Annotated in this window: 24 protein-coding genes; 16 read left to right on the forward strand and 8 right to left on the reverse strand. The window is 66.8% G+C overall.

Translation table 11 applies throughout. The annotated features are described in order from the left end of the window. The first annotated feature begins 71 nt into the window (after positions 1-71). Complete coding sequence (locus A37E_RS0121160) at positions 72-869, forward strand: hypothetical protein (RefSeq protein ID WP_024279110.1); 798 nt, start codon at positions 72-74, stop codon at positions 867-869. Positions 870-971: 102 nt separating this feature from the next. Here A37E_RS0121160 and A37E_RS0121165 read toward each other — a convergent pair whose 3' ends face one another. Beyond that, positions 972-1163, reverse strand: coding sequence for a hypothetical protein (locus A37E_RS0121165; protein WP_024279109.1), 192 nt, complete (start codon positions 1161-1163; stop codon positions 972-974). Between the two features lie 244 nt (positions 1164-1407). Between A37E_RS0121165 and A37E_RS0121170 the strand changes: the two genes are divergently transcribed. Next, positions 1408-2550 (forward strand): AI-2E family transporter, encoded by a 1143-nt coding sequence (locus A37E_RS0121170; RefSeq protein ID WP_051679233.1) that lies wholly within the window; start codon positions 1408-1410, stop codon positions 2548-2550. Positions 2551-2622: 72 nt separating this feature from the next. Further along, on the forward strand, positions 2623-4110 hold the full coding sequence (locus A37E_RS0121175; protein ID WP_051679234.1) for a sensor domain-containing diguanylate cyclase: 1488 nt from the start codon (positions 2623-2625) through the stop codon (positions 4108-4110). Between the two features lie 15 nt (positions 4111-4125). Here A37E_RS0121175 and A37E_RS0121180 read toward each other — a convergent pair whose 3' ends face one another. Both A37E_RS0121180 and parC read right to left on the reverse strand, forming a co-directional pair. Further along, entirely contained in the window at positions 4126-5922 is a 1797-nt protein-coding gene (locus A37E_RS0121180; protein ID WP_038193507.1) for a chloride channel protein, read from the reverse strand. Between the two features lie 3 nt (positions 5923-5925). Continuing rightward, positions 5926-8163 (reverse strand): DNA topoisomerase IV subunit A, encoded by a 2238-nt coding sequence (gene parC / locus A37E_RS0121185; RefSeq protein ID WP_029558457.1) that lies wholly within the window; start codon positions 8161-8163, stop codon positions 5926-5928. 293 nt (positions 8164-8456) lie between these two features. Between parC and A37E_RS27085 the strand changes: the two genes are divergently transcribed. Next, positions 8457-8708 (forward strand): hypothetical protein, encoded by a 252-nt coding sequence (locus A37E_RS27085; protein WP_156026397.1) that lies wholly within the window; start codon positions 8457-8459, stop codon positions 8706-8708. Here the strand turns inward: A37E_RS27085 and recO are convergent. After that, positions 8696-9427, reverse strand: a complete 732-nt coding sequence (gene recO, locus A37E_RS0121195) for a DNA repair protein RecO (protein ID WP_029558458.1) — start codon at positions 9425-9427, stop codon at positions 8696-8698. The two genes, A37E_RS27085 and recO, sit on opposite strands and share 13 nt — an antisense overlap. A gap of 125 nt (positions 9428-9552) precedes the next feature. Here recO and A37E_RS0121200 point away from each other — a divergent pair, with 125 nt between their 5' ends. From A37E_RS0121200 to A37E_RS0121255, 12 genes are all read left to right on the forward strand, one after another. Next, positions 9553-9867 carry a septum formation initiator family protein gene (locus tag A37E_RS0121200; protein ID WP_029558459.1) on the forward strand — a complete coding sequence of 105 codons (315 nt, stop codon included), beginning with the start codon at positions 9553-9555 and terminating at the stop codon, positions 9865-9867. Between the two features lie 161 nt (positions 9868-10028). Next, positions 10029-11039, forward strand: a complete 1011-nt coding sequence (gene pdhA / locus A37E_RS0121205; protein WP_024279102.1) for a pyruvate dehydrogenase (acetyl-transferring) E1 component subunit alpha — start codon at positions 10029-10031, stop codon at positions 11037-11039. 10 nt (positions 11040-11049) lie between these two features. Then, positions 11050-11406, forward strand: a complete 357-nt coding sequence (locus A37E_RS0121210) for a hypothetical protein (RefSeq protein WP_024279101.1) — start codon at positions 11050-11052, stop codon at positions 11404-11406. Positions 11407-11411: 5 nt separating this feature from the next. After that, a complete protein-coding gene (locus A37E_RS0121215; protein WP_029558460.1) occupies positions 11412-12791 on the forward strand; it encodes a pyruvate dehydrogenase complex E1 component subunit beta in 1380 nt (459 codons plus the stop codon). Then, positions 12788-13495, forward strand: a complete 708-nt coding sequence (locus tag A37E_RS26145; RefSeq protein ID WP_051679235.1) for a class I SAM-dependent methyltransferase — start codon at positions 12788-12790, stop codon at positions 13493-13495. The genes A37E_RS0121215 and A37E_RS26145 overlap by 4 nt, the downstream gene beginning before the upstream one ends. Before the next feature lie 30 nt (positions 13496-13525). Then, a complete protein-coding gene (locus A37E_RS0121225) occupies positions 13526-14890 on the forward strand; it encodes a pyruvate dehydrogenase complex dihydrolipoamide acetyltransferase (RefSeq protein WP_029558462.1) in 1365 nt (454 codons plus the stop codon). Between the two features lie 147 nt (positions 14891-15037). Next, positions 15038-15274: a DUF465 domain-containing protein gene (locus A37E_RS0121230; RefSeq protein ID WP_024279097.1), complete on the forward strand. Its 237-nt coding sequence runs from the start codon at positions 15038-15040 to the stop codon at positions 15272-15274. A 98-nt stretch (positions 15275-15372) separates the two neighbouring features. After that, positions 15373-16008, forward strand: coding sequence for a nucleoside 2-deoxyribosyltransferase (locus A37E_RS0121235; RefSeq protein WP_081837711.1), 636 nt, complete (start codon positions 15373-15375; stop codon positions 16006-16008). Next, the gene (gene lpdA / locus A37E_RS0121240) at positions 16001-17416 is read left to right on the forward strand and encodes a dihydrolipoyl dehydrogenase (protein ID WP_024279095.1); all 1416 of its coding nucleotides are present in this window, start codon (positions 16001-16003) and stop codon (positions 17414-17416) included. Before A37E_RS0121235 ends, lpdA begins: the two co-directional genes overlap by 8 nt. Before the next feature lie 269 nt (positions 17417-17685). Continuing rightward, positions 17686-17964 carry a GlsB/YeaQ/YmgE family stress response membrane protein gene (locus A37E_RS0121245; RefSeq protein WP_029558464.1) on the forward strand — a complete coding sequence of 93 codons (279 nt, stop codon included), beginning with the start codon at positions 17686-17688 and terminating at the stop codon, positions 17962-17964. A gap of 124 nt (positions 17965-18088) precedes the next feature. After that, the gene (lipA, locus tag A37E_RS0121250; RefSeq protein WP_024279093.1) at positions 18089-19042 is read left to right on the forward strand and encodes a lipoyl synthase; all 954 of its coding nucleotides are present in this window, start codon (positions 18089-18091) and stop codon (positions 19040-19042) included. 1 nt (position 19043) lies between these two features. Next, positions 19044-19502 carry a type II toxin-antitoxin system RatA family toxin gene (locus tag A37E_RS0121255; protein WP_029558465.1) on the forward strand — a complete coding sequence of 153 codons (459 nt, stop codon included), beginning with the start codon at positions 19044-19046 and terminating at the stop codon, positions 19500-19502. On the opposite strand, the gene A37E_RS0121260 is transcribed toward A37E_RS0121255, so the two are convergent. The 4 genes from A37E_RS0121260 to A37E_RS25530 form a co-directional block, all read right to left on the reverse strand. Continuing rightward, on the reverse strand, positions 19484-19897 hold the full coding sequence (locus A37E_RS0121260; protein ID WP_029558466.1) for a rhodanese-like domain-containing protein: 414 nt from the start codon (positions 19895-19897) through the stop codon (positions 19484-19486). The genes A37E_RS0121255 and A37E_RS0121260 overlap by 19 nt on opposite strands. Before the next feature lie 156 nt (positions 19898-20053). Further along, positions 20054-21154 (reverse strand): branched-chain amino acid ABC transporter substrate-binding protein, encoded by a 1101-nt coding sequence (locus tag A37E_RS0121265; protein WP_029558467.1) that lies wholly within the window; start codon positions 21152-21154, stop codon positions 20054-20056. A 239-nt stretch (positions 21155-21393) separates the two neighbouring features. Continuing rightward, positions 21394-22494 (reverse strand): branched-chain amino acid ABC transporter substrate-binding protein, encoded by a 1101-nt coding sequence (locus A37E_RS0121270; RefSeq protein WP_029558468.1) that lies wholly within the window; start codon positions 22492-22494, stop codon positions 21394-21396. A 124-nt stretch (positions 22495-22618) separates the two neighbouring features. Then, positions 22619-23077 (reverse strand): DUF6867 family protein, encoded by a 459-nt coding sequence (locus A37E_RS25530; RefSeq protein WP_029558469.1) that lies wholly within the window; start codon positions 23075-23077, stop codon positions 22619-22621.

A 23077-nucleotide genomic window follows, 5' to 3' on the forward strand; every position in this document is an offset into this window, starting at 1 on the left:
AGGTCCGGCACCCGGTCACATGGCGAACGCGGGTGGACTCGGCTAGCGTCGCCGTATTGGGAGAGGCAGTGATGCAGACGATCAAATCCCTCAAACGGACGATCTTGGCTGGCGGCCTTGCGCTCGCGGCCGTGTTTTCCACCAGCCTTCTGTCGGCGCTGCCGGCAGCCGCGGTTCCGGCGCGGGTCATTCTCCTGCGGCACGGAGAGAAGGGCGGGCCACTCCAGCTCTGCAGCGTCGGCCAGGAACGCGCCCGCGCCCTGGTGGATTATTACCTCGGCAAGGACGCCAAGAAGTCGCTCCTGCGGCCGGGAGAGGTGCCGACCGCGATCCTCGGGCTCTCGCTGCACACGCTGGAAACCATCTATCCGGTCGCCGATTCGTGGAAGCAGCCGGTCGTCTTCTATTCGGTGATGCCGGAGATGGTGGACGGTAAATTGATCATCCGCCAGGACAAGCTCGCGGAGCGCAACCGGCAGGCGGTGCATGACGTGTTCACCAAGCCGGAATGGGCCGGCGGCACGCTGATCATGGACTGGGAGCACGACCACATCGCCCGCCCGCGCCTCGATATCGAGCTGACGCCGGCGCAGCGGGCGAAGGTGCAAGAGAAGCACCCGGGCAGGCCGGTGCCCACCAAGGCCACGACCCTCTTCGACCTCATGGACCTCGCCGGCATCAAGATGCCGGACGACTGGCCGGGCGACACCTACGACTACTTCTGGATCATCGATTTCGATCAGCAGACCGGGCTGCCCTCGGCCTTCACCATGATCAAGCAGGAGTTCGGCCCGCCGTATGAGAACCTGCCCCAGAACGATTGGGGCACGCCGGAGAATATTTCCGCGTCCGCCGGCTGCACCAAGTGAAGCCGGCGGATTGCATGCTCGAGCCCCGACAGGCTGTGTGAACCGCGACAGCCCTGTCGCCTTCGAGCCAAGCCGGCGTCGGCTTGTCGTCGTCGGAAGGTCCTACTTCTTGACCTTCCGCAGCATCATCTCGATCGCAGTGACGGATTCCGACACGTTGAGCCAGTTTTCCGCCTGCTCGTCGTTCTTGAATTCTCGGCCGAGATTGATGGGTTCATCGTGTCCTTCCACGTGAAGAAAACACGCCCACTTGCCGCTCGGCAGTTGCTCGACCGTAACCTTGTGGTCGGACATGCTGTGTCCTCGCCTTGTCCTTGTTGCTTCGGGGGCTACAGCCAGAACAGGCAGACCGTGGCCCTGAATCCACGATGCAATTGGCCTGCCATGCGGAAGAGGCAGGCGACTTGACGTAGCGTCCGTACCGCGACACGAAGGGCAAATGTCGGCTGGCTGCCATTGCAAGCCAGGCGCATAAGGGGTTCTCTCAGGCTAGGCTGGAGCGGGTTCTGTGGCAGGGAGAGTCCATCTGGACAGGATCATGGAACGACCCCACGACAGGCGTCAGGATCGCCCCCCCGCCAGGGACGGCAGCGAAACGTTCGGGCCCGTCCTTCAGCTGGCGCTGAGGTTCGGCACGCTGGCATTGCTGTTCGGCTGGTGCTTCACCATCGTCCAGCCGTTCCTGACCTCCATCCTGTGGGGGCTCATCATCGCCATCGCCTCCCACCCGCTGTTCCTCCGCCTGTGCGCGGCCCTCAAAGGCCGGACGGCGGCGGCCGCCACGCTTTTCGTCCTGCTCGCGCTGACCTTGCTGGTGCTGCCGGCGATGCTGCTGACCGACACCCTCGTGAACAGCCTGAAGCTTCTGGCCCACCACATGGCGGATGGCACGCTGCGCCTGCCGCCGCCGCCGGAGGCTGTCCGCGGGTGGTTTCTCGTGGGCGATCCGCTCTACAGCTTCTGGATGCTCGCCTCGACCAACCTCGATCAGGCGATCAGTTCGATCGCCTCCGAACTCACCTGGGCCGGCAAATGGATGCTCGGGTCGGCGACCGGTGTGCTGCTCGGGATACTGGAATTCATCGTCGCCATCTTCGTGGCCGCGGTTCTGATGGCCAATGCGACCAGCGGCCAGCGCATTGCGGGCGATGTCGTCACCCGCCTCGCCGGCTCCGGGGGGCTGGGCTATGCCGACCTCGCGGTGCGCACCATTCGCAGTGTCAGCAAGGGCATCATCGGCGTCGCGCTGATCCAGTCGCTGCTGGCGGGGCTGGGCTTTCTCGCCGCCGATATTCCGGCCGCCGGGCTCCTCGCACTACTCTGTCTCATCATTGCGATCGTGCAGTTGCCGCTGGCCATCGTTCTGGTGCCGGTGGCGATCTACGCCTTCACACTGCTTGATCCGGTGCCGGCGGTGATCTTCGCCGTCTGGTGTACGGGCGTGTCGCTCATAGAGCACGTCCTGCGTCCCATCATGCTGGGGCGCGGCGTGGACGTGCCGATGCTGGTGGTCTTCATCGGCGCGATCGGCGGGCTCCTGTCCTCCGGGGTGCTGGGCCTGTTCGTCGGCCCCGTGGTGCTGGCGCTGGGCTACACGCTCATCCTGCACTGGCTCGAGGCGGAGCCTGTCCGCTCCGCGGAGGTGGAGGAACGCCGCATCGAAAGGCCGGCTGCGGAATAAAAGTCGCGAAATGGTGATTCTGGCTGATAACGTGACGGCTGGGATGGTATAGATGCGGCCCAGGTAAGGCTGATGGACAAGGTTCTCAAACACCTCTCCTCCGGCCGTCTGCTCCGGTTTGTCACGAGTGCACTCATCCTCGCCATCGTGGGGATGCAGTCCTTTGCTCTGTGGCGCTCCTACCAGGAAACTTGGCACGACGGCGAACGCTATACCGCGAACACAATCTCTGTGCTCGCGGGAGCGATCGAACGCGACTTCCTTCTGGTTGAATCCAGCCTGACCGGTCTCGCCGAAGCACTGCGCGAGCCGACGCTGATGGCGCTTCCTGCGGCGCTGCGGCAACGCGTCCTGTTTCGCCGTGCGGGCGATGCCAATGATTTCGGTGTCATGCTCGTGCTGGATGCGCAGGGCAATGTCCTGTTCGACGATTCCGAAGAGGACCTGAGCGGCATCAATTTCGCCGATCGGGACTACTTTCGTGTGCAGAGGGACAACCCGAACGCCGGCGTCTACGTCAGCCGGCCCTTCCTGTCCCGGCTCTCGAGCCCCGAGCGTGCCATTGGAATCAGCCGGCGGATAAATGGATCGGACGGGTCATTCGCGGGTGTCGTGGTGGCCTCTATTCGCCTCGTCTATTTCCAGCAGATGTTCGAGCGGGTGAAGCTGCCGCCCGGCGGCATCGTCCGGCTGACCCGGACCGACGGCACCGTCGTCCTGCGCTACCCCTCTACCGATGGCCGGGGCAATGCGGGAGATGAGGTGACGCCCGACGTCCTCCAGCGGCAGGCGTCAGCGATGCCGGACGACTGGAGGGTGGAAACATCACAGATCGATGGCCAGCGCAGGTTCCTGCGGACTGTGTTGGTCAAGGGGTATCCGCTCTCCGTGACCGTTGGCGTTTCAGCGCGCCAGCAGTTCGGCGGGTGGTATCTGCGAGCAGCCATCACTCTTGCGCTCACGCTCACGATATCGCTGCTGCTGGCGCTGACCGTCGCGGCGCTCTCCACCTCCCTGCGCCGCAGCCGGGAGATGGAGCGCCAGCTGGAGCGGATGGCCATTACGGACTCCCTCACCGGCCTGCCCAACCGACGGGCGCTCGACCTCACGCTGGAGGTGGAAATGCTGCGCTCCCGGCGTGAGCAGCGTGAGCTTGCTGTGCTGATGATCGATATCGACCACTTCAAGCGGGTGAACGACACGCACGGCCACGCCATGGGCGACGCCGTGCTCGCCGAGGTCGCCCACCGCGTCCAGCGTGCGGCGTGCCGGCCGGGGGATTTCGTCTGTCGCTATGGCGGGGAGGAATTTGTCGTCGTCCTGCCGGAGACGCCGTCGGCGGGGGCGGAGCTGGTGGCCGAGCGCATTCGGGCGGGCGTCGCGGCCAACGCTATCGTGACCCATGGTTTGGCCATCGAAATCACGGTCAGCGTCGGCATCGCCGTCCAGAGGGCGGACGACGGGCCGGGGGAGTTGATCGCACGGAGCGATACCGCCCTCTATACGGCGAAGAGGGCCGGACGAAACCGCGTGGCCCGGCTGGAGGCTTTTGCCGCCTGAGGCCGGTCTGGCGCGTCAGTCTTCCGCGCCGAGGCCCCGCCGTGCCCGCTCCAGCTCGGCGGCATAGCGCTTCAGGACGTGGGATTCGCCCAACAGCCCCAGGAGATGGCGGTTGTCGCGGTCGTCCACCACCGCGAGGTCTTCCGCCTTTGCGGCGTCGAAGGCGAGGGCGGCTTCCTTGACGTTCATGGCCGGGAGCAAGATGTGGTCGCGTTGGGTCGCCAACCCCGACACCGCCGTTTCGCCGGGCTCCAGACTGGCGTAGGCCTCGGACAGGCGCAGCAGCCCGCCATAGCCGCCGGCCGCGTCCACCAGCACGACGATGCGGGTTGAGCCCAGCGCGTAGCGGGCGCGCAGGGCGTCCAGGGTGCCATCCTGCGGGAAAGTGGGGAAGTCGGTGCGCATCATCTTGGCCACCGTCAGGTCGCGCATCCAGCCCACGTCCTGCGCACCGCGGATGGTTTCGCCGCGCAAATGCAGGCGCCAGGTGGAGAAGGAGTAGCCGAACGTTTCCCGCACGGTCAGGGAGGTGACGACCGCCGCCGCCATCACGAAGCCGGAGAGGGAGATGTCCCGCGTCATCTCCAGCACGAGGAAGCTCATGGTGAGCGGCCCGCCGATGACGCCCACCGCCAGCGCGCCCATGCCGACCACTGCCGCCACTGACGGGTCGAGGTGGAAGCCCGGGAAGGCGACGGCCAGCAGCCCGCCATAGAGCTTGCCCATCAGAGCGCCGAGGAACAGCGAGGCGAAGAACAGGCCGCCGCGGAAGCCGGAGCCGATGGAGAGGGCGGAGGCGAGGATCTTCAGGCCGAACACGATGGCGACGGACGCCGTCACCGCGCTGCCCACCTGGGTATGGAGCGCGCCGTGGCCATCGGAGAGCACCTGCGGGCTGTAGAGCGCCAGCGCACCGATGCCTATGCCGGCCACCATGGGCCGCAGCGGCGCGGGAATGCGGCTCATGCCGAACAGCGTCTCCACCGTCGTCACGAGCCGCATGATGACGATGGCGACCGCCGCAGCGGCGAGGCCGAGGAAGAGGATTGGCAGGATGTCCACCGGCCCGAGGTTCGGGTCGAGGGGCATGTGCAGCGGCTCCACATGGGCGCCGAGCAGCCGCGCCGTCATCACCGCCGAGACCGTCCCGGCGAGCACCGGAGCCGCCGCGGGGATGGAATAGGAGCCGATGACGATCTCGAAGCCGTAGAAGGCGCCCATCAGCGGGGCATCAAACGCCGCGCCGATGCCCGCCGCAGCGCCCGCGCCCACGAGAATGCGCAGATCGTTGCGCCGGAGCTTGAAGGTCAGCCCCAGCCGGGAAGCGATGCCCGAGCCGATCTGCGAATAGCCGGCCTCAAGCCCCAGCGATGCGCCGAAGCCGTTGGACACCATGGTCTGCAGGGCGACGATGATGCTGTCGGTGAGCGACATGCGCCCGCCATGCAGCGCATTCGCCTCGATGGGGTCGACGAAAGGGTGCCTGCGCCAGCGCTTCAGCGCCAGGGCGATCACGCCCATCGCCGCGCCGCCCACGGCTGGGACGAGGATCAGCCAGGGCGAGGCGAGGGCAGGGGAGGAGGACAGTCGCTCGCCCGGTGCCAGCCAGTAGAGAACCTCATGCATCCACTGGGTGGTGGCGCTCATGAGGCTGGCCGCAACCCCGGCCAGCACGCCCATGACGGCGGCGATGAGGACGAGCGAGGTCTCCCGCGCCCGGACGATGGACTGCGCCTGATCGACGAGGCGCCGGAGCGCCGCCCGTTCGTCAAGAGCCGGTGCGCGCCCGGTCTCGGGGGAGGGCGCGTCCATGCCTCAGCCGAACGTGTTGGTGCGGGGGAACCCCTTGGGCGGCAGGCGGCCCGCCGAAGCGCGCTCGCCCTGCCACTCGATGAGATCGGTGACCGTCCAGGTCCGCCCGGAGGTGTCCTCCCAGGTCAGGCCGGTGGCCATGGGGAACACCTTGAGGTCGCTGAGGCCGCCGTCCTTGTAGCGTTGCAGGCGCACGCCGCGGCCGCGCGACATCTCGGGAATCTGGTTCAGCGGGAAGACCAGCATCTTGCGGTTCTCGCCGATCACCGCGACCCAGTCGCCATCGACGAAGCGCACCGCCAGCGCGGCGTCCGGCGGGTCGGTGACGAGCACCTGCTTGCCCTTGCGGGTATTGGCGAGGCAATCGTCCTCCGGCACCACGAAGCCGCGGCCCTGCTTCGACGCCACCAGCAGCTTCCGCCCGGCCTGATAGGCGAAGACGGAGACGATCTCCGCCTCCTGCTCAAGATCGATCATCAGGCGCACCGGCTCTCCATGGCCGCGCCCGCCGGGGAGCTTGGAGGCATCCAGCGTGTAGAACCGGCCGTTGGAGGCGAACACCATGACCTTGGAGGTGGTCTCCGCGAAGAAGGCGTGGCCGTGGCTGTCGTCGCCCTTGAACTGCAGGTTCGAGACGTCAGCCACATGGCCCTTCAGCGCGCGGATCCAGCCCTTGGCGGAGACGACGACGGTGATCGGCTCACGCTCCACCAGCGCCTCGGTGAAGGCGTCCTCGTGCACGGTCGGCGCGGCGGCAAAGGTGGTGCGGCGCCGGCCCAGTTCGGTCTCGGGGCCGTAGGTCTTGCGGGTCTCGCGGATTTCCTTGGAAATCGCCTTCCACTGGGCCGTCTCGGAGGCGACGAGGCGGTTGAGCCCGTCCTGCTCCTTGGAAAGGACGTCGTGCTCCTTGCGGATTTCCATCTCTTCCAGGCGGCGCAAGGAGCGCAGCCGCATGTTGAGGATGGCTTCCGCCTGAACGTCCGTCAGCTCGAAGGTCTGCATCAGCGAGACCTTCGGCTCGTCCTCCTCGCGGATGATGCGGATCACCTCGTCGAGGTTGAGATAGGCGATGAGGTAGCCGCCCAGCACCTCAAGCCGGTGGGCAATCTGGTCGAGCCGGTAGCGCGAGCGGCGGAGCAGCACGTCGCGGCGGTGGTCCAGCCACTCGCGCAGCGCCTCCGCCAGCGACAGCACCTTGGGGATCTGGCCCTTGACCAGTACGTTCATGTTGAGCGGAATGCGCGCCTCAAGCTCGGTGAGCTTGAAGAGGCTCTCCATGAGCACCTCGGCATCCACGGTGCGGGTGCGCGGCTCCAGCACCAGGCGGATGTCCTCGGCGCTCTCGTCACGAACGTCGGCGAGCAGCGGCAGCTTTTTGTCGGTGAGCAGCTCGGCGATCTTCTCCACGAGACGGGATTTGGCGACGCCGTAGGGGATCTCCGTCACCACCACCACATAGCCGCCGCGGCCGGTGTCCTCCTTCTCCCAGCGCGCGCGGACCCGGAACGAGCCGCGGCCGGTCGCATAGGCCTCCGCCACGCCGACCGGGTCCTCCACCAGCACGCCGCCGGTGGGGAAGTCCGGGCCGGGCACGAACTTCAGCAGGTCGAACGCGAGCGCGTCCGGATGGTCGATGAGGTGGAGCGCGGCATCCAGCAACTCCGCCGCATTGTGGGGCGGGATGGAGGTGGCCATGCCCACGGCGATGCCTTGCGAGCCGTTCGCCAGTAGGTTCGGGAAGGCGGCGGGCAGGACTGCCGGCTCTTCCTCCGACCCGTCATAGGTCGGGCGGAAATCCACCGCGTCCTCGTCGATGCCATCCAGCAGCAGCCGGGCGGTCTCGGTGAGGCGGGCCTCGGTGTATCGCATGGCGGCGGCGTTATCGCCGTCCACATTGCCGAAATTGCCCTGGCCATCCACCAGCGGATACCGCTGGGCGAAGTCCTGGGCGAGGCGCACCAGCGCGTCATAGACCGACTGGTCGCCGTGCGGGTGGAACTTGCCGATGACGTCGCCGACCACGCGGGCGGACTTCTTGAAGCCCTGCCCGGGATCCAGCCGCAACTGTCGCATGGCGTGGAGGATGCGCCGGTGGACAGGCTTCAGTCCGTCGCGCGCGTCGGGCAGCGCGCGGTGCATGATGGTCGAGAGGGCGTACGCGAGGTAGCGCTCTTCCAGCGCCTCCTTCAGCGTAACTTTCTCGATGTTCCCGTCGCCGGGCGGAAGTGTGCGGGTGGCCATGCCCCGCAGTACCTCGCGCGCAGGCGCGCGACAAGCCCGCGCCACCGGCCCGGCCGCGTCCGGTCCCCTGCGATCCGCAGCCGCGCAAGCCGCGATCTCGCCGCAAGACTGAATGGATCGTCAAGTCTGGGGCGTGCTGCTGCGTAATACGGCACGCATGTACCGGAGAAGGCCATAATCTGCGGCAAAGCACGCGCTTAAGATGTCACTCCCGGAACAAAATCCCGCCCCTGCGACGTTTCAGCATCGATCCGCGAACATTTCTCTACGTTCGCGTCAAGAGGAGAAGGTCCATGAAGATTGCAACTCTTGCGGCGGGGGGAGTCGTTGCGTTGGCGCTTCTTGGTACGGCCCCTTCTGCATCGGCCGGATCACTTGCCGGTAGCGCGGGAAGTTTTGCCGGCGCCGCCCATGAACAGGCGAAGGTCGAGGATGTGCGCTGGGTCCGGCGCTGCTGGCAGGTGCGCCGCTGGTGGAATGGCCGCCCCCATTGGGTGACGCGCTGCCGCAACGTCTGGGTGGCGCCCCGTTACTACCGCTGGTGATCGGCGCTTCGCCGCCACGATGCCAGGAACGCCGCGCGGGCTTCGGAAAAGCCGAGCCCGCGTGGCTCCAAAGCCCGCACCAGCAGGAAATGGCCGGTGATCGCCAGCGCCGATTCTACGTCCTCGCTGGCGGGTGGTGTGCCGGTCCGGAGAAAGGGCGGCAGGGGAAAGAGGCGATCCTTGTAGGGCGCCCCGGCTTCGCGGCAAACCGCCCGCCCGCTCTTCGGCGAGACATAGATGAGATCGTCGCGCTGGCCGGTTGCCGCGCACGTCTCCAATTCCAATCCGAATCCCAGCTCCGACAGCATGGCCAGCTCAAACCGCGCCACCAGCATACCGGCCGTGTCTGCCTCGCTGAACGCATCGAGAATGGCCCCGAGAGTGAGGAAAAGCTCCTCGTGGGGATCTCTCTCCGGCAGCAGGTGAAGCAATTGCGCCATGTGGGTGAACCCGAAGGCCGCATGGGGCGCCTCCATCAGCATCCCGGCGCGGACGACTGAGGCCTCCAGAGCATAATTGCCCATGTGCTCATCCAGTCGGGCACGCCATGTGGCGCTGACCGAATTGCCGGGCTGGAGGACGGGTGCAAGCCGGCGCGATCCACCACCCCGCACCATGCCGAGATGACGGCCGCGATGGCGCGTCAGCAACTCGACGATGGCATTGCCTTCGCCGTGCCGCCTGACCCCAAGCACGATACCCTCGTCCGTCCACTCCAACGATGTCCGCTCCCGTGTGGCGTTTCCTTCCCCCAGTTGAGGCGCGGACGGCTCCGGGCGCAACTCCGGCGCTCCGGCACGCCAGCCTTAACAGGGCGGAAACCTAAAATCGGCAGGATGCGCCCATGCAAAGCCGCTCGCGCCTCCAGACCATCCTTGCGACGCTCGCTCTCCACGTGGGGGCTGCGGCGCTTATCGGATACTTCGCCTATCATGCCTATATCGGCGACCACGGGCTCCTCGCGCGTCGCAACTACGAGCAGGAAACCAAGGCACTCGAATCCGAGCTCGCCGGCCTCAAGGCGCAGCGGCAGGCGATAGAGAACAAGGTGTCCCTTCTCGCCCCCAGCCAGCTCGATCCGGACCTGCTGGACGAGGAGGCGCGGCGGCAGTTGAACTTCATAAATACCAAAGATCTTGTGCTGCTTCGCACCAAATGAACTATAAACTGGTTCATGAGGCATTTGAACCATATTCAAGTTCAACCCTTGATCCATAAGAGTTTGCAACGTGTTGCGTTGCAGCATCGAAAATTTCCCGCTTTCAGGTGGCTCGGCTGTGCGTTAGAGAGGCGCAGTTCCAGAGCTTCCTGAGGATGCCGATGGCCGCCAAGAAGACTTCCCCCCGGACCGCCGTGCCGTCCGGCCCGGTACCCTTCACCAAGGATCAGGACCTCGAAGCCTATCGCGAGATGCTGCTCATCCGCCGCTTCGAGGAGAAGGCCGGCCAGATGTACGGCATGGGCCTCATCGGCGGCTTCTGCCACCTCTATATCGGCCAGGAAGCCGTCGTCGTCGGCATGCAGATGGCGATGAAACCGGGCGATCAGGTCATCACCGGCTACCGTGACCACGGCCACATGCTGTCCACCGGCATGGATGCCAGGGGCGTCATGGCCGAGCTGACCGGCCGCCGCGGCGGCCTGTCCAAGGGCAAGGGCGGCTCGATGCACATGTTCAGCATCGAGAAGCAGTTCTTCGGTGGCCACGGCATCGTCGGCGCGCAGGTGTCGCTGGGTACCGGCCTCGCCTTCGCCGACCGCTACCGGGAGAACGGCAACGTCTCCGTCACCTATTTCGGCGACGGCGCGGCCAACCAGGGCCAGGTCTACGAGAGCTTCAACATGGCCGAGCTGTGGAAGCTGCCGGTCGTGTACGTAATCGAGAACAACAAGTACGCCATGGGCACCGCGGTCTCCCGCGCCTCCGCCCAGCAGGACTTCTCCAAGCGCGGCACCTCCTTCAACATCCCCGGCGAGCAGGTGGATGGCATGGACGTGCAGGCGGTGAAGGCTGCTGGCGAACGGGCCCTCGCCTTCGCCCGTGAGGGCAACGGCCCCTACATCCTCGAGATGCAGACCTACCGCTATCGCGGCCACTCCATGTCGGACCCGGCAAAGTACCGGTCCAAGGAGGAGGTGCAGAAGATGCGGACCGAGCACGATCCCATCGAGCAGGTGCGCACCCGTCTCCTCGACGGCCACAAGGTGACCGAAGACGATCTCAAGAAGATCGATGCCGACGTCCGCGAGATCGTCAACGCGGCTGCCGACTTCGCCAGCAGCGATCCGGAGCCCGATGTCGCCGAGCTCTACACGGACATCCTGCGCTGAGGCCCGGCTCGTGGCCGAACTCTTCCATGTGATCGCCGGGGCGGCGCTGCTGGCCGCCATCGGCGCCTGGGTCGTCGCCGTGCGCGGCGGCCGCTCCGCCCTCGCCGCCGAGCGGGCGGCGGGGCGCCCCGTCGGCACCGGGAGCTACCTTCTGCTGGCGCTCTGGCCCTTCGCAGTCGGCCGCTCCGGCGCCGCCGAGGATGCGGACCGGGTGCGCTCCGGCAAGGCGGCCATCGCCTTCTTCGTTTCCGTGACCATCGCGATCGCGGCCATCTCCGCCTACACCAACCTCACCTTCAAGCGCGATCACGCGGCCCCGGCCGGCGCCACGCCGTCCGTCCCCGCTCCCGCGCCGAGCAAGAGCTGACAGCCATGGCCATCGAAGTCCTCATGCCGGCCCTGTCTCCCACCATGGAGAAGGGCAACCTCACCAAGTGGGTGAAAAAGGAAGGTGACACGGTCAAGTCCGGCGACGTGCTCGCCGAGATCGAGACCGACAAGGCCACCATGGAGGTGGAGGCCGTCGACGAGGGCATCCTCGGCAAGATCCTGGTGCCGGAAGGCGCGCAGGACGTGGCGGTGAACACGCCCATCGCGACCATCCTGGCCGAAGGCGAGGACGCGAGCGCCGCCCCCGCTCCCGCCGCCAAGGCCGCCGAGAGCGCACCGCCTCCGGTCGCTGCGGCGCCCGTCTCTCCGGCCCCTTCGGCTGTCGCGGCTCCGCCGCAGGTGACCGTGCAGCCCGATCCGGAAGTGCCGGCCGGCACCGAGTTCGTGACCCAGACGGTCCGCGAGGCCCTGCGTGACGCCATGGCCGAGGAGATGCGCCGCGACGGCGATGTCTTCGTCATGGGCGAGGAAGTGGCTGAGTATCAGGGTGCCTATAAGATCACCCAGGGCCTGCTGCAGGAATTCGGCGCCCGCCGCGTGATCGATACTCCGATCACCGAGCACGGCTTTGCCGGTGTCGGCGTCGGCGCGGCCATGGCGGGACTGAAGCCCATCGTGGAGTTCATGACCTTCAACTTCGCCATGCAGGCGATCGACCAGATCATCAACTCCGCCGCCAAGACGCTCTACATGTCCGGCGGTCAGGTCCACTGCTCCATCGTGTTCCGCGGCCCCAACGGCGCCGCTGCCCGCGTCGCCGCCCAGCACAGCCAGGATTACACCGCCTGGTACTCCAACGTGCCCGGCCTGAAGGTGATCGCGCCCTATTCGGCCGCCGATGCCAAGGGCCTGCTGAAGGCCGCCATCCGCGACCCCAACCCCATCATTTTCCTTGAGAACGAGATCCTTTACGGCCACTCGTTCGAGGTGCCGAAGCTCGACGATTACGTCCTGCCCATCGGCAAGGCGCGGATCGCGCGGTCGGGCAAGGATGTGACGATCGTCTCCTTCTCCATCGGCATGACCTATGCCCTTAAGGCGGCAGAGGAACTGGCGAAGCAGGGCATCGACGCCGAGGTCATCGACCTGCGCACCATCCGCCCCATGGACGTGGATGCCATCGTCGCCTCGGTGAAGAAGACCGGCCGCTGCGTCACGGTGGAAGAGGGCTGGCCGCAGTCCGGCATCGGCGCCGAGATCGCAGCCCAGCTCATGGACAAGGCCTTTGATTTCCTTGACGCTCCGGTCCTACGCGTCACCGGCAAGGACGTGCCGATGCCGTATGCCGCGAACCTCGAAAAGCTGGCGCTGCCGTCGGTTGCGGAGGTGATCGAGGCGGTCAAGGCGGTGACCTACAAATGACCGCCGGAAAGAGGTCGGAGACCGCTCCGACCACCTATTACGATCTCGATCACGTGGCGCGCCACGTGCAGCAGGGACAGCACCGCGAAGTCATCGGCGGCCTCTGGGAAGAGGTCGGCCGGCTGCAGCGGGATTTCCTTGTGAAGCAGGGGCTTAAGCCGCACCACCGGCTGGTGGACATCGGCTGCGGCAGCCTGCGCGGCGGGGTCAAGTTCGTCGCTTATCTCGATGCCGACCGGTATTACGGGATCGACCTCAGCGGCGACCTGCTGGAGGCGGGCTACGCCCAGGAGATCGTCCCGGCCGGGCTCGACGCCAAGCTGCCGCGCGACAACCTGAGTGTGTCTGACAGCTTCGATATCGGTGGGTTCGGTGTGCAGTTTGACATGGGTATCGCCCAGTCAGTCTTCAGTCACCTGCCGATGCCGTATCTGGTCGACTGCCTCGCCCGGATCGCCCCCCATTTCGTGCCCGGAGGTATCTTCTTCGTGACCTGCTTCCTCGTGCCCGACGGCAAGTTCGGGCAGCAGGTAAAGCAGGGCAAGGGTGGGGTGGTGACGTTCCCGGACAAGGACCCGTACCACTATACCCAGGCACAGCTTTCCACGGCGCTCGCCGGCGATCCCAATTGGGAGATGAAGATCATCGGCGACTGGTCCCATCCCCGCCAGCAGCAGATGCTCGCCTTCGTCCGGCGTCGCTGAGGGTTTTTGTCTTTTCGAAAGGCCAAGAAGATGCCCATCGAAATCCTGATGCCGGCCCTGTCTCCCACCATGGAGAAGGGCAACCTCGCCAAGTGGCTCAAGAAGGAAGGCGACACGGTCAAGTCCGGCGACGTGCTGGCCGAGATCGAGACCGACAAGGCCACCATGGAAGTCGAGTCCATCGACGAGGGTGTGCTTGCCAAGATCCTGGTGCCGGAAGGCGCGCAGGACGTGCCGGTGAACCAGCTCATCGCCATCCTCGCCGGCGAGGGTGAGGACGTGGCGACCGCTGCCGCCGGCAAGGGCGCTGCCGCCCCGGCCCCCGCCGCGGCTCCCGCGCCTGCCGCTGCTGCGCCTGCCGCGAGCCCGGCGCCTGCGGCCGCGCCCGCTCCTGTGGCGGCTGCGTCGGCCCCGGCGTCGAACGGGCAGGGCGGTCGTGTGTTCGCCTCGCCGCTCGCCCGCCGGATCGCCAAGGACAAGGGCATCGACCTTGGCAGCCTGTCGGGCTCCGGCCCGCATGGCCGCATCGTCGCCCGCGACCTGGAAGGTGCACAGCCCGGCGCGAAGCCGGCCGCGGCGCCCGCCCCGGCTGCGGCTGCTGCGGCCCCTGCGGCTGCGGCTCCCGCGCCCAAGGCGACGGCTGCTCTCACAGGTCCCACCGCGGATCAGGTGAAGGCCATGTTCGAGGCCGGCACCTACGAGGAAGTGCAGCTCGACGGCATGCGCAAGACCATCGCGCGCCGTCTGGTGGAGAGCGAGCAGCTCACCCCGCACTTCTACCTGACGGTGGATTGCGACCTCGACGACCTCATGGCCCTGCGCGAGCAGGTCAATTCCAATGCGTCGAAGGACAAGGACGGCAAGCCGTCCTACCGCGTCTCGGTCAACGACTTCATCATCAAGGCGCTGGCGCTGGCGCTCCAGAAGGTGCCGGCGGCCAATGCCGTGTGGGCCGAGGATCGCATCCTGCGCATGAAGCACTCGGACGTGGGCGTTGCGGTCGCCATCGACGGCGGCCTCTATGCCCCCATCGTAAAGAAGGCCGAGCAGAAGACCCTTTCCACCATCTCCAACGAGATGCGGGATCTGGCCGCCCGCGCCCGCACCAAGAAGCTGAAGCCGGAGGAATATTCCGGCGGCTCCACCTCCGTGTCGAACCTCGGCATGATGGGGATGCGCAACTTCACCGCCATCATCAACGCGCCGCAGTCCTCCATCCTCGCGGTGGGTGCCTCGGAGCAGCGGGCCGTGGTGAAGGGCGGCGAGGTGAAGATCGTCACCCAGATGACCGTCACCATGACCTGCGACCACCGGGTGATGGACGGCGCGCTTGGCGCCGAACTCCTCAGCGCGTTCAAGGGCTTCATCGAGAAGCCCATGGCGATGCTGGTCTGAGGTCGCAGCTGACGCGACTTCGCTGGCGCGAGGCCTGCGCCTCCGCCGGCCGGACCGGGCTGCGGCAGATCAAATCCTGCCGCAGCGGAGCAGTGTAGCTGCGGGGCAGCGGCGCCCGGCGCCGTTCGACCCCAGAAAGGAACAACAATGAGCCACACGCCCCACGAGCTCGCCGCCGACTTCCCGGAATATGCCGAGAAGATCCAGGCGCTGAAGCTCTCCGATGCTCATTTCGCCAAGCTCCACGAGGCCTATCACGAGGTGAACCGTCAGGTGCACCGGGCCGAGACCGACGTGGAGCCCACGGGCGACGAGGAGATGGAAGCCATGCGCCGCGAGCGCATGCGCCTCAAGGATGAGCTTTTCGCCATCCTGACCAAGTGAGGGGCTGAGGGGGCAGGGTTCCCGCCCCGGTGCAGCCTGACCCCTCTCCCGCTTGCGGGGGAGGGATCGAACGGGGAACGGAAGGACAAGCCCACCCGATGAAGCTCTATCTCGCCGGCCCGGAGGTGTTCCTCGACGATGCGCGCGAGATCGGCCGGCGCAAGGTGGAGCTGTGCGCCCGCCACGGGTTCACGGGCCTGTTTCCCCTCGATGGCGAGATCGCCCTTGATGCGGCGGGCGGAATTTCCGCCACCGCGATCTTCTGCGCCAATGTGAACATGATGCGGACCGCCGACGCGGTGCTCGCCAACCTCACGCCCTTTCGCGGCATCAGTGCCGATCCCGGCACCGCATTCGAGGTGGGTTTCGCCTTCGCCCTCGGCAAGCCGGTGGCGGCCTATTCCAATCATCCCGGCGAGCTGAAGCACCGCGCCCGCGCCACCATCGGCGCCGCGCTGGAGGGGCCGGACAGCCTGATGGCGGATGGCCTCCATGTGGAGGACTTCGGCCATTTCGACAATCTCATGCTGGCCGAGGCGCTCCATGCCTGCTGCCTGCCGGTGATCCAGGCCGACGCCCCGGCCGAGGACCCCTTCCGCGACCTTTCCCTGTTCGAGGAGGCGCTTTTGCGCCTCGCCGAAGCCCACGCCGGCGGCCGCCTCGGGACGCCCCGATCCCCATCACGACCAGAGCCCGCCGCAACAGCGCGCGGCGAGGAGACCTTCCATGGCTGATACCTACGACATCATCGTCATCGGCGGCGGGCCGGGCGGCTATGTGGCCGCCATCCGCGCGGCGCAGCTCGGCTTCAAGACCGCGGTGGTGGAGAAGAGCCACCTCGGCGGCATCTGCCTGAACTGGGGCTGCATCCCCACCAAGGCGCTGCTGCGGTCCGCCGAGATCTACCACTACATGGAGCACGCCAAGGACTACGGCCTCTCCGCCGAGAAGATCGGCTTCGATGCGGCGGCCGTGGTGAAGCGCTCGCGCGGCGTCTCCTCCCAGCTCGCCACGGGCGTCGGCTTCCTGCTCAACAAGAACAAGGTGGACGTGATCTGGGGCAAGGCCACCTTCACCGCCCCCGGCAAGCTCAAGGTCGAGGCCAGCCCGAACCCGCCCAAGAACGCCAAGGGCGGCGGCGACTACACCGCCAAGCACATCATCGTCGCCACCGGCGCCCGCCCGCGCGCCCTGCCGGGCCTTGAGCCCGACAAGAAGCTGATCTGGACCTATTTCGAGGCCATGGTGCCCGAGAAGATGCCCAAGAGCCTGCTGGTCATGGGCTCCGGCGCCATCGGCATCGAGTTCGCCTCCTTCTACCGCACCATGGGCGTGGACGTGACCGTGGTGGAGGTGCTGCCGCAGATCCTGCCCGTCGAGGACGAGGAAATCGCTGCCATCGCCCGCAAGCGCTTCGAGAAGCTGGGCATGAAGATCATGTCCGGCGCCAAGGTCACGGGCGTGACCAAGCACGCGGACAGCCTCACCGCCCATGTGGAGGATTCCAAGGGCGCCAAGCACGACATCACCGTGGACCGGATGATCTCGGCCGTAGGCGTGGTGGGCAATGTGGAGGGCCTCGGACTGGAGGCCATCGGCGTGAAGATCGAGCGCGGCATCATCGTCGCCGACGGCTATGGCCGCACCAGCGTGCCCGGCGTCTATGCCATCGGCGACATCGCCGGCCCGCCCATGCTGGCGCACAAGGCCGAGCATGAGGGCGTGATCTGCGTCGAGACCATCAAGGGTCTCCATACGCACCCCATGGACAAGCTGAAGATCCCCGGCTGCACCTATTGCACGCCGCAGATCGCCTCCGTGGGTCTCACCGAGAAGAAGGCCAAGGAGGCCGGCCGCGAGATCAAGGTCGGCCGCTTCCCCTTCATCGGCAACGGCAAGGCCATCGCCCTCGGCGAGCCGGACGGCCTCGTGAAGACCATCTTCGATGCCAAGACCGGCGAACTGCTCGGCGCCCACATGGTGGGCGCGGAAGTGACCGAGCTGATCCAGGGCTTCGTCATCGCCATGAACCTCGAGACCACCGAGGAAGACCTCATCCACGCCGTGTTCCCGCACCCGACCCTGTCCGAGATGATGCACGAGAGCGTCATGGCGGCCTACGGGCGCGCGATCCACGTGTGAGGGAGCGTATCCCGGCCGAGCGCAACGGCACGTGAGTGCCGAGGAGCGAGAGCCGGGATCCAGCGCAAGGACTTCGCCGAAGGCGGCTCTTTCCTGCCGCCCACGCTTGTGTCCGCTGCGCGGGAGTCTTGCGCTGGACCCCGGCTCGGCGCTCCGGCTGCGCCGTCGCTGGTCCGGGGAACCGGAGCGGTACCGCTCGCCACGCGGAGCCGTTGGCGGCATGATCCAGACGCGCCCGCGCTTCTGTGGGCGTGTCCAAGGGGGCCATCATGGACCAGCAGACCTACGCGTTCCTGAGCCAGCCGGGTGTCGGCTTCTTCTCGCTCATCATCATCGGCATCATCGCCGGCTGGGTGGCGGAGCGGGTGACGGCCAGCAATCACGGCCTGCTGACGAACCTCCTCGTCGGCGTGGCCGGCGCCTTCATCGGCGACAAGCTGGCCGGCGTGCTGAACGTGCCGGTGCACGGCTTCTTCCGCACGCTGATTGCCGCCATCGGCGGCGCCATCATCCTGCTGTGGGTGTGGCGGGCGATCAGGTCGCGCTGACGAACGGCCCACGCCGGGGTATGCCGGCCCTGCGGCGGCCTCCCTTCCGGGGCGCCGCGCAGGATATTATGTTGCAGGATCGCAGGCGCCGTCATGGCGACCTGCCGGGTATGGAAGTTCGCACATGGTCACGGTGATCGACACGCGGGAACGGCCCCGCCATCCGGAGAAGGCGCATCGGCCGGAAACCGAGGTGCTGCGCAAGCCGGAGTGGATCCGGGTGAAGGCGCCGGGCTCGGCCGGCTGGTCGAAGACCGCCGGCATCGTGAAGGAGCATGGCCTCGTCACCGTGTGCGAGGAGGCGGGCTGCCCCAACATCGGTGAGTGCTGGGAAAAGAAGCACGCCACCTTCATGATCATGGGCGACACCTGCACCCGCGCCTGCGCCTTCTGCAACGTGCGCACCGGCCTGCCCGATGCCCTCGACCGCGACGAGCCGCAGAAGGTGGCGGATTCCATCGCCAAGCTCGGCCTCTCCCACGCCGTCATCACCTCGGTGGACCGCGACGACCTCGCCGACGGCGGTGCCGAGCATTTCGCCCGCACCATCGCCGCCATCCGCAAGGCGAGCCCGAAGACGACCATCGAGATCCTCACCCCCGACTTCCTGCGCAAGGACGGGGCGCTGGAGGTGGTGGTCGCGGCGCGGCCGGACGTGTTCAACCACAATCTGGAGACGGTGCCCTCGCGCTACCTCTCCGTTCGTCCGGGCGCGCGCTATTTCCATTCCCTGCGCCTGCTGCAGAAGGTGAAGGAGCTGGACCCGTCCATCTTCACCAAGTCCGGCATCATGGTCGGCCTCGGCGAGGAGCGGCCGGAAGTGCTCCAGCTCATGGACGACCTGCGCTCGGCGGATGTGGATTTCATCACCATCGGCCAGTATCTCCAGCCCACCCGCAAGCACCACAAGGTGGAGCGCTTCGTGACGCCGGACGAGTTCAAGGCCTATGAAACGGTGGCCTACGCCAAGGGCTTCCTGATGGTCTCGGCGAGCCCGCTCACCCGCTCGTCCCACCACGCGGGCGACGATTTCGAGAAGCTGCGCGCCAACCGCGCGGCGCGGCTCGGACGGGCCTGACGTGCCATCTTTCTCCAACAGCCGGCGCGTCAGGCATTCCGCCGCAGACATGTTCGACCTGGTGGCGGACGTGGAGCACTATCCCAAGTTCGTGCCGCTCTGCCAGGCGCTCCGCGTGAAGCGCCGTACCAAGTCGGACGAGGGCGTGGAAATCCTCGTGGCGGACATGACGGTCGCCTACAAGCTCATCCGCGAGACCTTCACCTCGCGCGTGACGCTGGACCGGCCCCGCCTCGTCATCCACGTGGAATATCTCGACGGCCCCTTCAGCCGCCTCGACAACCGCTGGGAGTTCGTGCCCCAGGGCGATGGCGCGTGCGACGTGAAGTTCTTCATCTCCTACGAATTCCGCTCGCGCACGCTCGGCATGCTCATGGGCGCCATGTTCGATGCCGCCTTCCGCCGCTTCGCCGATGCCTTCGAGAAGCGGGCGGACGAGGTCTACAGGACGGTCGGGTAGGCGGACGGCGCCTCCAACGGCGCACCGGCCTCGCGCAACGCCTTGAAGCCGCCTTCCACATGGGCGACCGGCTTCAGCCCCATGTCCTGCGCCGTTGCGGCCGAGAGTGCGGAGCGCCAGCCGCCGGCGCAGAAGAAGACGAACGCCCGGTCCTCGCCGAACACGGGTTTGAAATAGGGGCTTTCCGGGTCGATCCAGAATTCCAGCATTCCGCGCGGGCAATGGAAGGCGCCCGGCAAGCGGCCCTCGCGCTCCAGCTCGCGCGGGTCGCGCAGGTCCACCAGCAGCGCGCCCTCGGCAGCGCGGCGCAGCGCCTCCTGCGGCGTCACCGTCTCGACCTTCGCATTCGCCTCGGCGAGGAGGGCCTTGTAGCCGCGGGTGATGGTCTGGGGCATGGGCGTCCTCCGGCTAAGTCCCGCACGGTGTGCTCCCCACTCCCCTCGTGGGAGAGGGGACGGGGGTGAGGGGGAGGGGGCGGTGAGCCCCTCATCCGGCTCGCGGCGTGCGCCGAGATCCACCGTCTCCCGCGAGGGGAGAAGGGAGCAGGCGGCCTACAGCTCGCTGTAGCCGCCGTCCTTCCACTCATAGACCACGAAGTCGGGCTTGGTGATATCGCCCTTCTTGTCGAAGGAGAGCGGGCCAAGCACCGTCTGGAAGGTCATGCCGGTGTGGATCTGAGCGGCCACCTTCTGCGGATCGAGGGATTTTGCCGCCTCGGCCGCCTGCTTGATGACCTGCACGGCAGCATAGGAATAGAGCACGTAGCCCTCGGCATCGATGCCCTTCGCGGTCATGGCTGCCACGATGCCCTTGGCCGCCGGGTTCTTGCGCGGGTCGGGACCGAAGGTCATCAGCGTGCCGGTGCCGCCGGTGCCGGCGATGGACCAGAATTCCTTGTCGGCCAGAGCGTCGCCGCCCATGAGCACGGTCTTCAGGCCCTGGTCGCGCATCTGGCGGACGATCAGCCCGGCCTCGGGGTGCAGGCCGCCGTAGTAGATCACGTCGACGCCGGCCGCCTTCATCTTGGAGACGAGGGCGGAATAGTCCTTCTCGCCGGGGTTGATGCCCTCATACATCACTTCCTTTACGCCGGCCTTGTTGAGGGCCTTCTGCGTCTCGTCGGCGAGGCCTTTTCCGTAGGGCGACTTGTCGTGGACGATGGCGATCTTGCCGGTCTTGAACTTCTCGGCGAGGAAGGCGCCTGCCACCGGCCCCTGCTGGTCGTCGCGGCCGGCAGTGCGGAACGTGTTCCACAGCTTGCGCTCGGTGTAGGCGGGATTGGTGGAGGCGGGGCTGATCTGCAGCACGCCGGCATCGGCATAATCCGATGACGCGGCGATGGAGATGCCGGAATTGACGTGGCCGATGACGAAGGTCGCGCCGTCGGTGATGAGCTTGTTGGCCGCCGCCACGCCCTGCTCGGGCTTGCCGCCGTCGTCGGCCACCAGAAGCTCGATCTTCTGCCCGTTGATGCCACCAGCGGCGTTGATGTCGTTCACCGCCTGCTCGACGCCGGTCTTCATCTGTGCGCCGAAGGCGGCGATGGAGCCGGTGAGCGGCCCGGCGGCCGCGATCTTCACATCGGCCCGCACGGCGGGCGCGAGGACGAGGCCGGCGCAGACGGCAAGCGCGGCGAAGGAAAGCCTGTTCATCCCGATCCCCTCGAAATGAGTGTGAAAGTCTGGCGCGGGGCCGTTGATCCGGCCTTCGCACGCCGGGCTTCGGGCGCATGGGACGCGCCTTGCCCTTGTGGCAGCATGATTGCCAAAGCGGGGTCCGAAGACAAGCGCGCCACGGCACGGCGCGATGCCGAAGTTTGGCTCAAACGAAGAAGCCTGCGCCGGGGGGCGCAGGCTTCGGATTTTTTACGCGTCGATTGAAGTACAGGGCATCACAGCTCGCTGTAGGTGCCGTCCTTCCAGACGTAGACCACGTAGTCGAGCTTGGTGATGTCGCCCTTCTTGTCGAAGGTGAGCGGGCCGAGCACGGTGTCGAACTTCATGCCCGAGTGGATCTTCTCGGCCACCTTCTTGGGGTCGAGGGACTTGGCCGCCTCGGCCGCCTGCTTGATGACCTGCACGCCGGCGTAGGAGTAGAGCACGTAGCCCTCGGGATCGATGCCCTTGGCCTTGAACTTGTCCACGATGGCCTTGGCGGCCGGGTTCTTGCGCGGGTCGGGACCGAAGGTGGTCAGGGTGCCGGTGGCGCCGTCGCCGGCGATGGACCAGAACTCCTTGTCGATCATGCCGTCGCCGCCCATGAGGACGGTCTTCATGCCCTGGTCGCGCATCTGGCGCACGATCAGGCCAGCTTCCGGATAGAGGCCGCCGAAATAGACGAGGTCGGCGCCGGTCGCCTTGATCTTGGAGACCAGGGCCGAATAGTCCTTCTCCTTCGGGTTGATACCCTCGTAGAGAACTTCCTTCATGCCGCCCTTGTTGAGGGCCTTCTGGGTCTCGTCGGCGAGGCCCTTGCCGTAGGGCGTCTTGTCGTGGACGACGGCGATCTTCTTGCCCTTGAAGTTCTTCAGGATGTAGGCGCCGGCCACCGCGCCCTGCTGGTCGTCGCGACCGCAGGTGCGGAAAGTGTTCCACATCTTGCGCTCGGTGAAGGTCGGGTTGGTGGAGGCGGGGCTGATCTGCAGCACGCCGGCCTCTTCATAGTCCTGCGAGGTCGGGATCGAGACGCCGGAATTGTAGTGGCCGATGACGAACTTGGCGCCGTCGGTGATCAGCTTGTTGGCCGCCGACTTGCCCTGCTCCGGCTTGCCGCCGTCGTCACCCACCAGGAACTCGATCTTCTGGCCGAGGATGCCGCCGGACGCGTTGATGTCGACGATGGCCTGCTCGGTGCCGTTCTTCAGCTGGGCGCCCACGGCGGCGAGATCGCCGGTGATGGGGCCGGCGACGGCGATCTTCACCTGCGCCTGGGCCGGCGCCGCCAGGGCGAGGCCGGCGCCGAGCGCCAGCGACGCCATCAAAAGCTTCTTCATGCCTTGTCTCCCCTTCTGCACCCCGCCGGCATCACGACCGGCCGGGGTGAATCCGTTGGCGGCGCATTGTGCCGCAATCACGGGTCGAGTCGATCCCTCTCATGAGGGCAACCGCGCCCGCCGTTCAGTCTCCGTCAGGCCGGCGCGGACGCCATGCCACATGGCCCTCGCGCTCGTACATCCAGCCGTATTGCACCGTCATCTGCCGCTGCCGCATGGCACGGAAGCCCAGCGTCGCGATGGAGGCGAGCAGCACGAATTCCACCACCAGCGGCTCCAGATCGAACAGCGTCGCCTGGAACAGCGCGAAGTGGCAGAAGCGCACCGCGCAGGCGAGCAAGGCGCAATAGGCGACGAGATGGACGTAGGATTCCCAGGAACGCGCCACCGCCTTGCCGGTGAGCCAGGCTGCCCCGCCGCCGAGAAACAGCGTCACCAGCAGGAAATCGCCCAGCGAGGCGCCGATCAACTCATGGGGCCAGATGAACAGGGCCGCCAGTAGTACCACCAAGGCCACCAGCGGACCGATGAGCATGGGGGAGGTGACGCGGCCGGGATCGCGCGCGGCGTCGTGTGCGGTCAC

This window comes from Xanthobacter sp. 91, from assembly GCF_000702385.1.
Classification (GTDB): domain Bacteria; phylum Pseudomonadota; class Alphaproteobacteria; order Rhizobiales; family Xanthobacteraceae; genus Xanthobacter; species Xanthobacter aminoxidans.

Bases quoted from the DNA above. Each gene is read 5' to 3' on its own strand.
- A37E_RS0121160 (WP_024279110.1), top strand. From the start codon at position 72: ATGCAGACGATCAAATCCCTCAAACGGACGATCTTGGCTGGCGGCCTT.
- A37E_RS27085 (WP_156026397.1), top strand. From the start codon at position 8,457: ATGAAGATTGCAACTCTTGCGGCGGGGGGAGTCGTTGCGTTGGCGCTT.
- A37E_RS0121245 (WP_029558464.1), top strand. From the start codon at position 17,686: ATGGACCAGCAGACCTACGCGTTCCTGAGCCAGCCGGGTGTCGGCTTC.
- A37E_RS0121230 (WP_024279097.1), top strand. From the start codon at position 15,038: ATGAGCCACACGCCCCACGAGCTCGCCGCCGACTTCCCGGAATATGCC.
- lipA (WP_024279093.1), top strand. From the start codon at position 18,089: ATGGTCACGGTGATCGACACGCGGGAACGGCCCCGCCATCCGGAGAAG.
- A37E_RS0121175 (WP_051679234.1), top strand. From the start codon at position 2,623: ATGGACAAGGTTCTCAAACACCTCTCCTCCGGCCGTCTGCTCCGGTTT.
- A37E_RS0121235 (WP_081837711.1), top strand. From the start codon at position 15,373: ATGAAGCTCTATCTCGCCGGCCCGGAGGTGTTCCTCGACGATGCGCGC.
- A37E_RS0121260 (WP_029558466.1), bottom strand. From the start codon at position 19,897: ATGCCCCAGACCATCACCCGCGGCTACAAGGCCCTCCTCGCCGAGGCG.
- parC (WP_029558457.1), bottom strand. From the start codon at position 8,163: ATGGCCACCCGCACACTTCCGCCCGGCGACGGGAACATCGAGAAAGTT.
- A37E_RS0121270 (WP_029558468.1), bottom strand. From the start codon at position 22,494: ATGAAGAAGCTTTTGATGGCGTCGCTGGCGCTCGGCGCCGGCCTCGCC.
- A37E_RS0121180 (WP_038193507.1), bottom strand. From the start codon at position 5,922: ATGGACGCGCCCTCCCCCGAGACCGGGCGCGCACCGGCTCTTGACGAA.
- pdhA (WP_024279102.1), top strand. From the start codon at position 10,029: ATGGCCGCCAAGAAGACTTCCCCCCGGACCGCCGTGCCGTCCGGCCCG.
- A37E_RS0121265 (WP_029558467.1), bottom strand. From the start codon at position 21,154: ATGAACAGGCTTTCCTTCGCCGCGCTTGCCGTCTGCGCCGGCCTCGTC.
- lpdA (WP_024279095.1), top strand. From the start codon at position 16,001: ATGGCTGATACCTACGACATCATCGTCATCGGCGGCGGGCCGGGCGGC.
- A37E_RS26145 (WP_051679235.1), top strand. From the start codon at position 12,788: ATGACCGCCGGAAAGAGGTCGGAGACCGCTCCGACCACCTATTACGAT.
- A37E_RS0121225 (WP_029558462.1), top strand. From the start codon at position 13,526: ATGCCCATCGAAATCCTGATGCCGGCCCTGTCTCCCACCATGGAGAAG.
- A37E_RS0121200 (WP_029558459.1), top strand. From the start codon at position 9,553: ATGCAAAGCCGCTCGCGCCTCCAGACCATCCTTGCGACGCTCGCTCTC.
- A37E_RS0121170 (WP_051679233.1), top strand. From the start codon at position 1,408: ATGGAACGACCCCACGACAGGCGTCAGGATCGCCCCCCCGCCAGGGAC.
- A37E_RS0121165 (WP_024279109.1), bottom strand. From the start codon at position 1,163: ATGTCCGACCACAAGGTTACGGTCGAGCAACTGCCGAGCGGCAAGTGG.
- A37E_RS0121215 (WP_029558460.1), top strand. From the start codon at position 11,412: ATGGCCATCGAAGTCCTCATGCCGGCCCTGTCTCCCACCATGGAGAAG.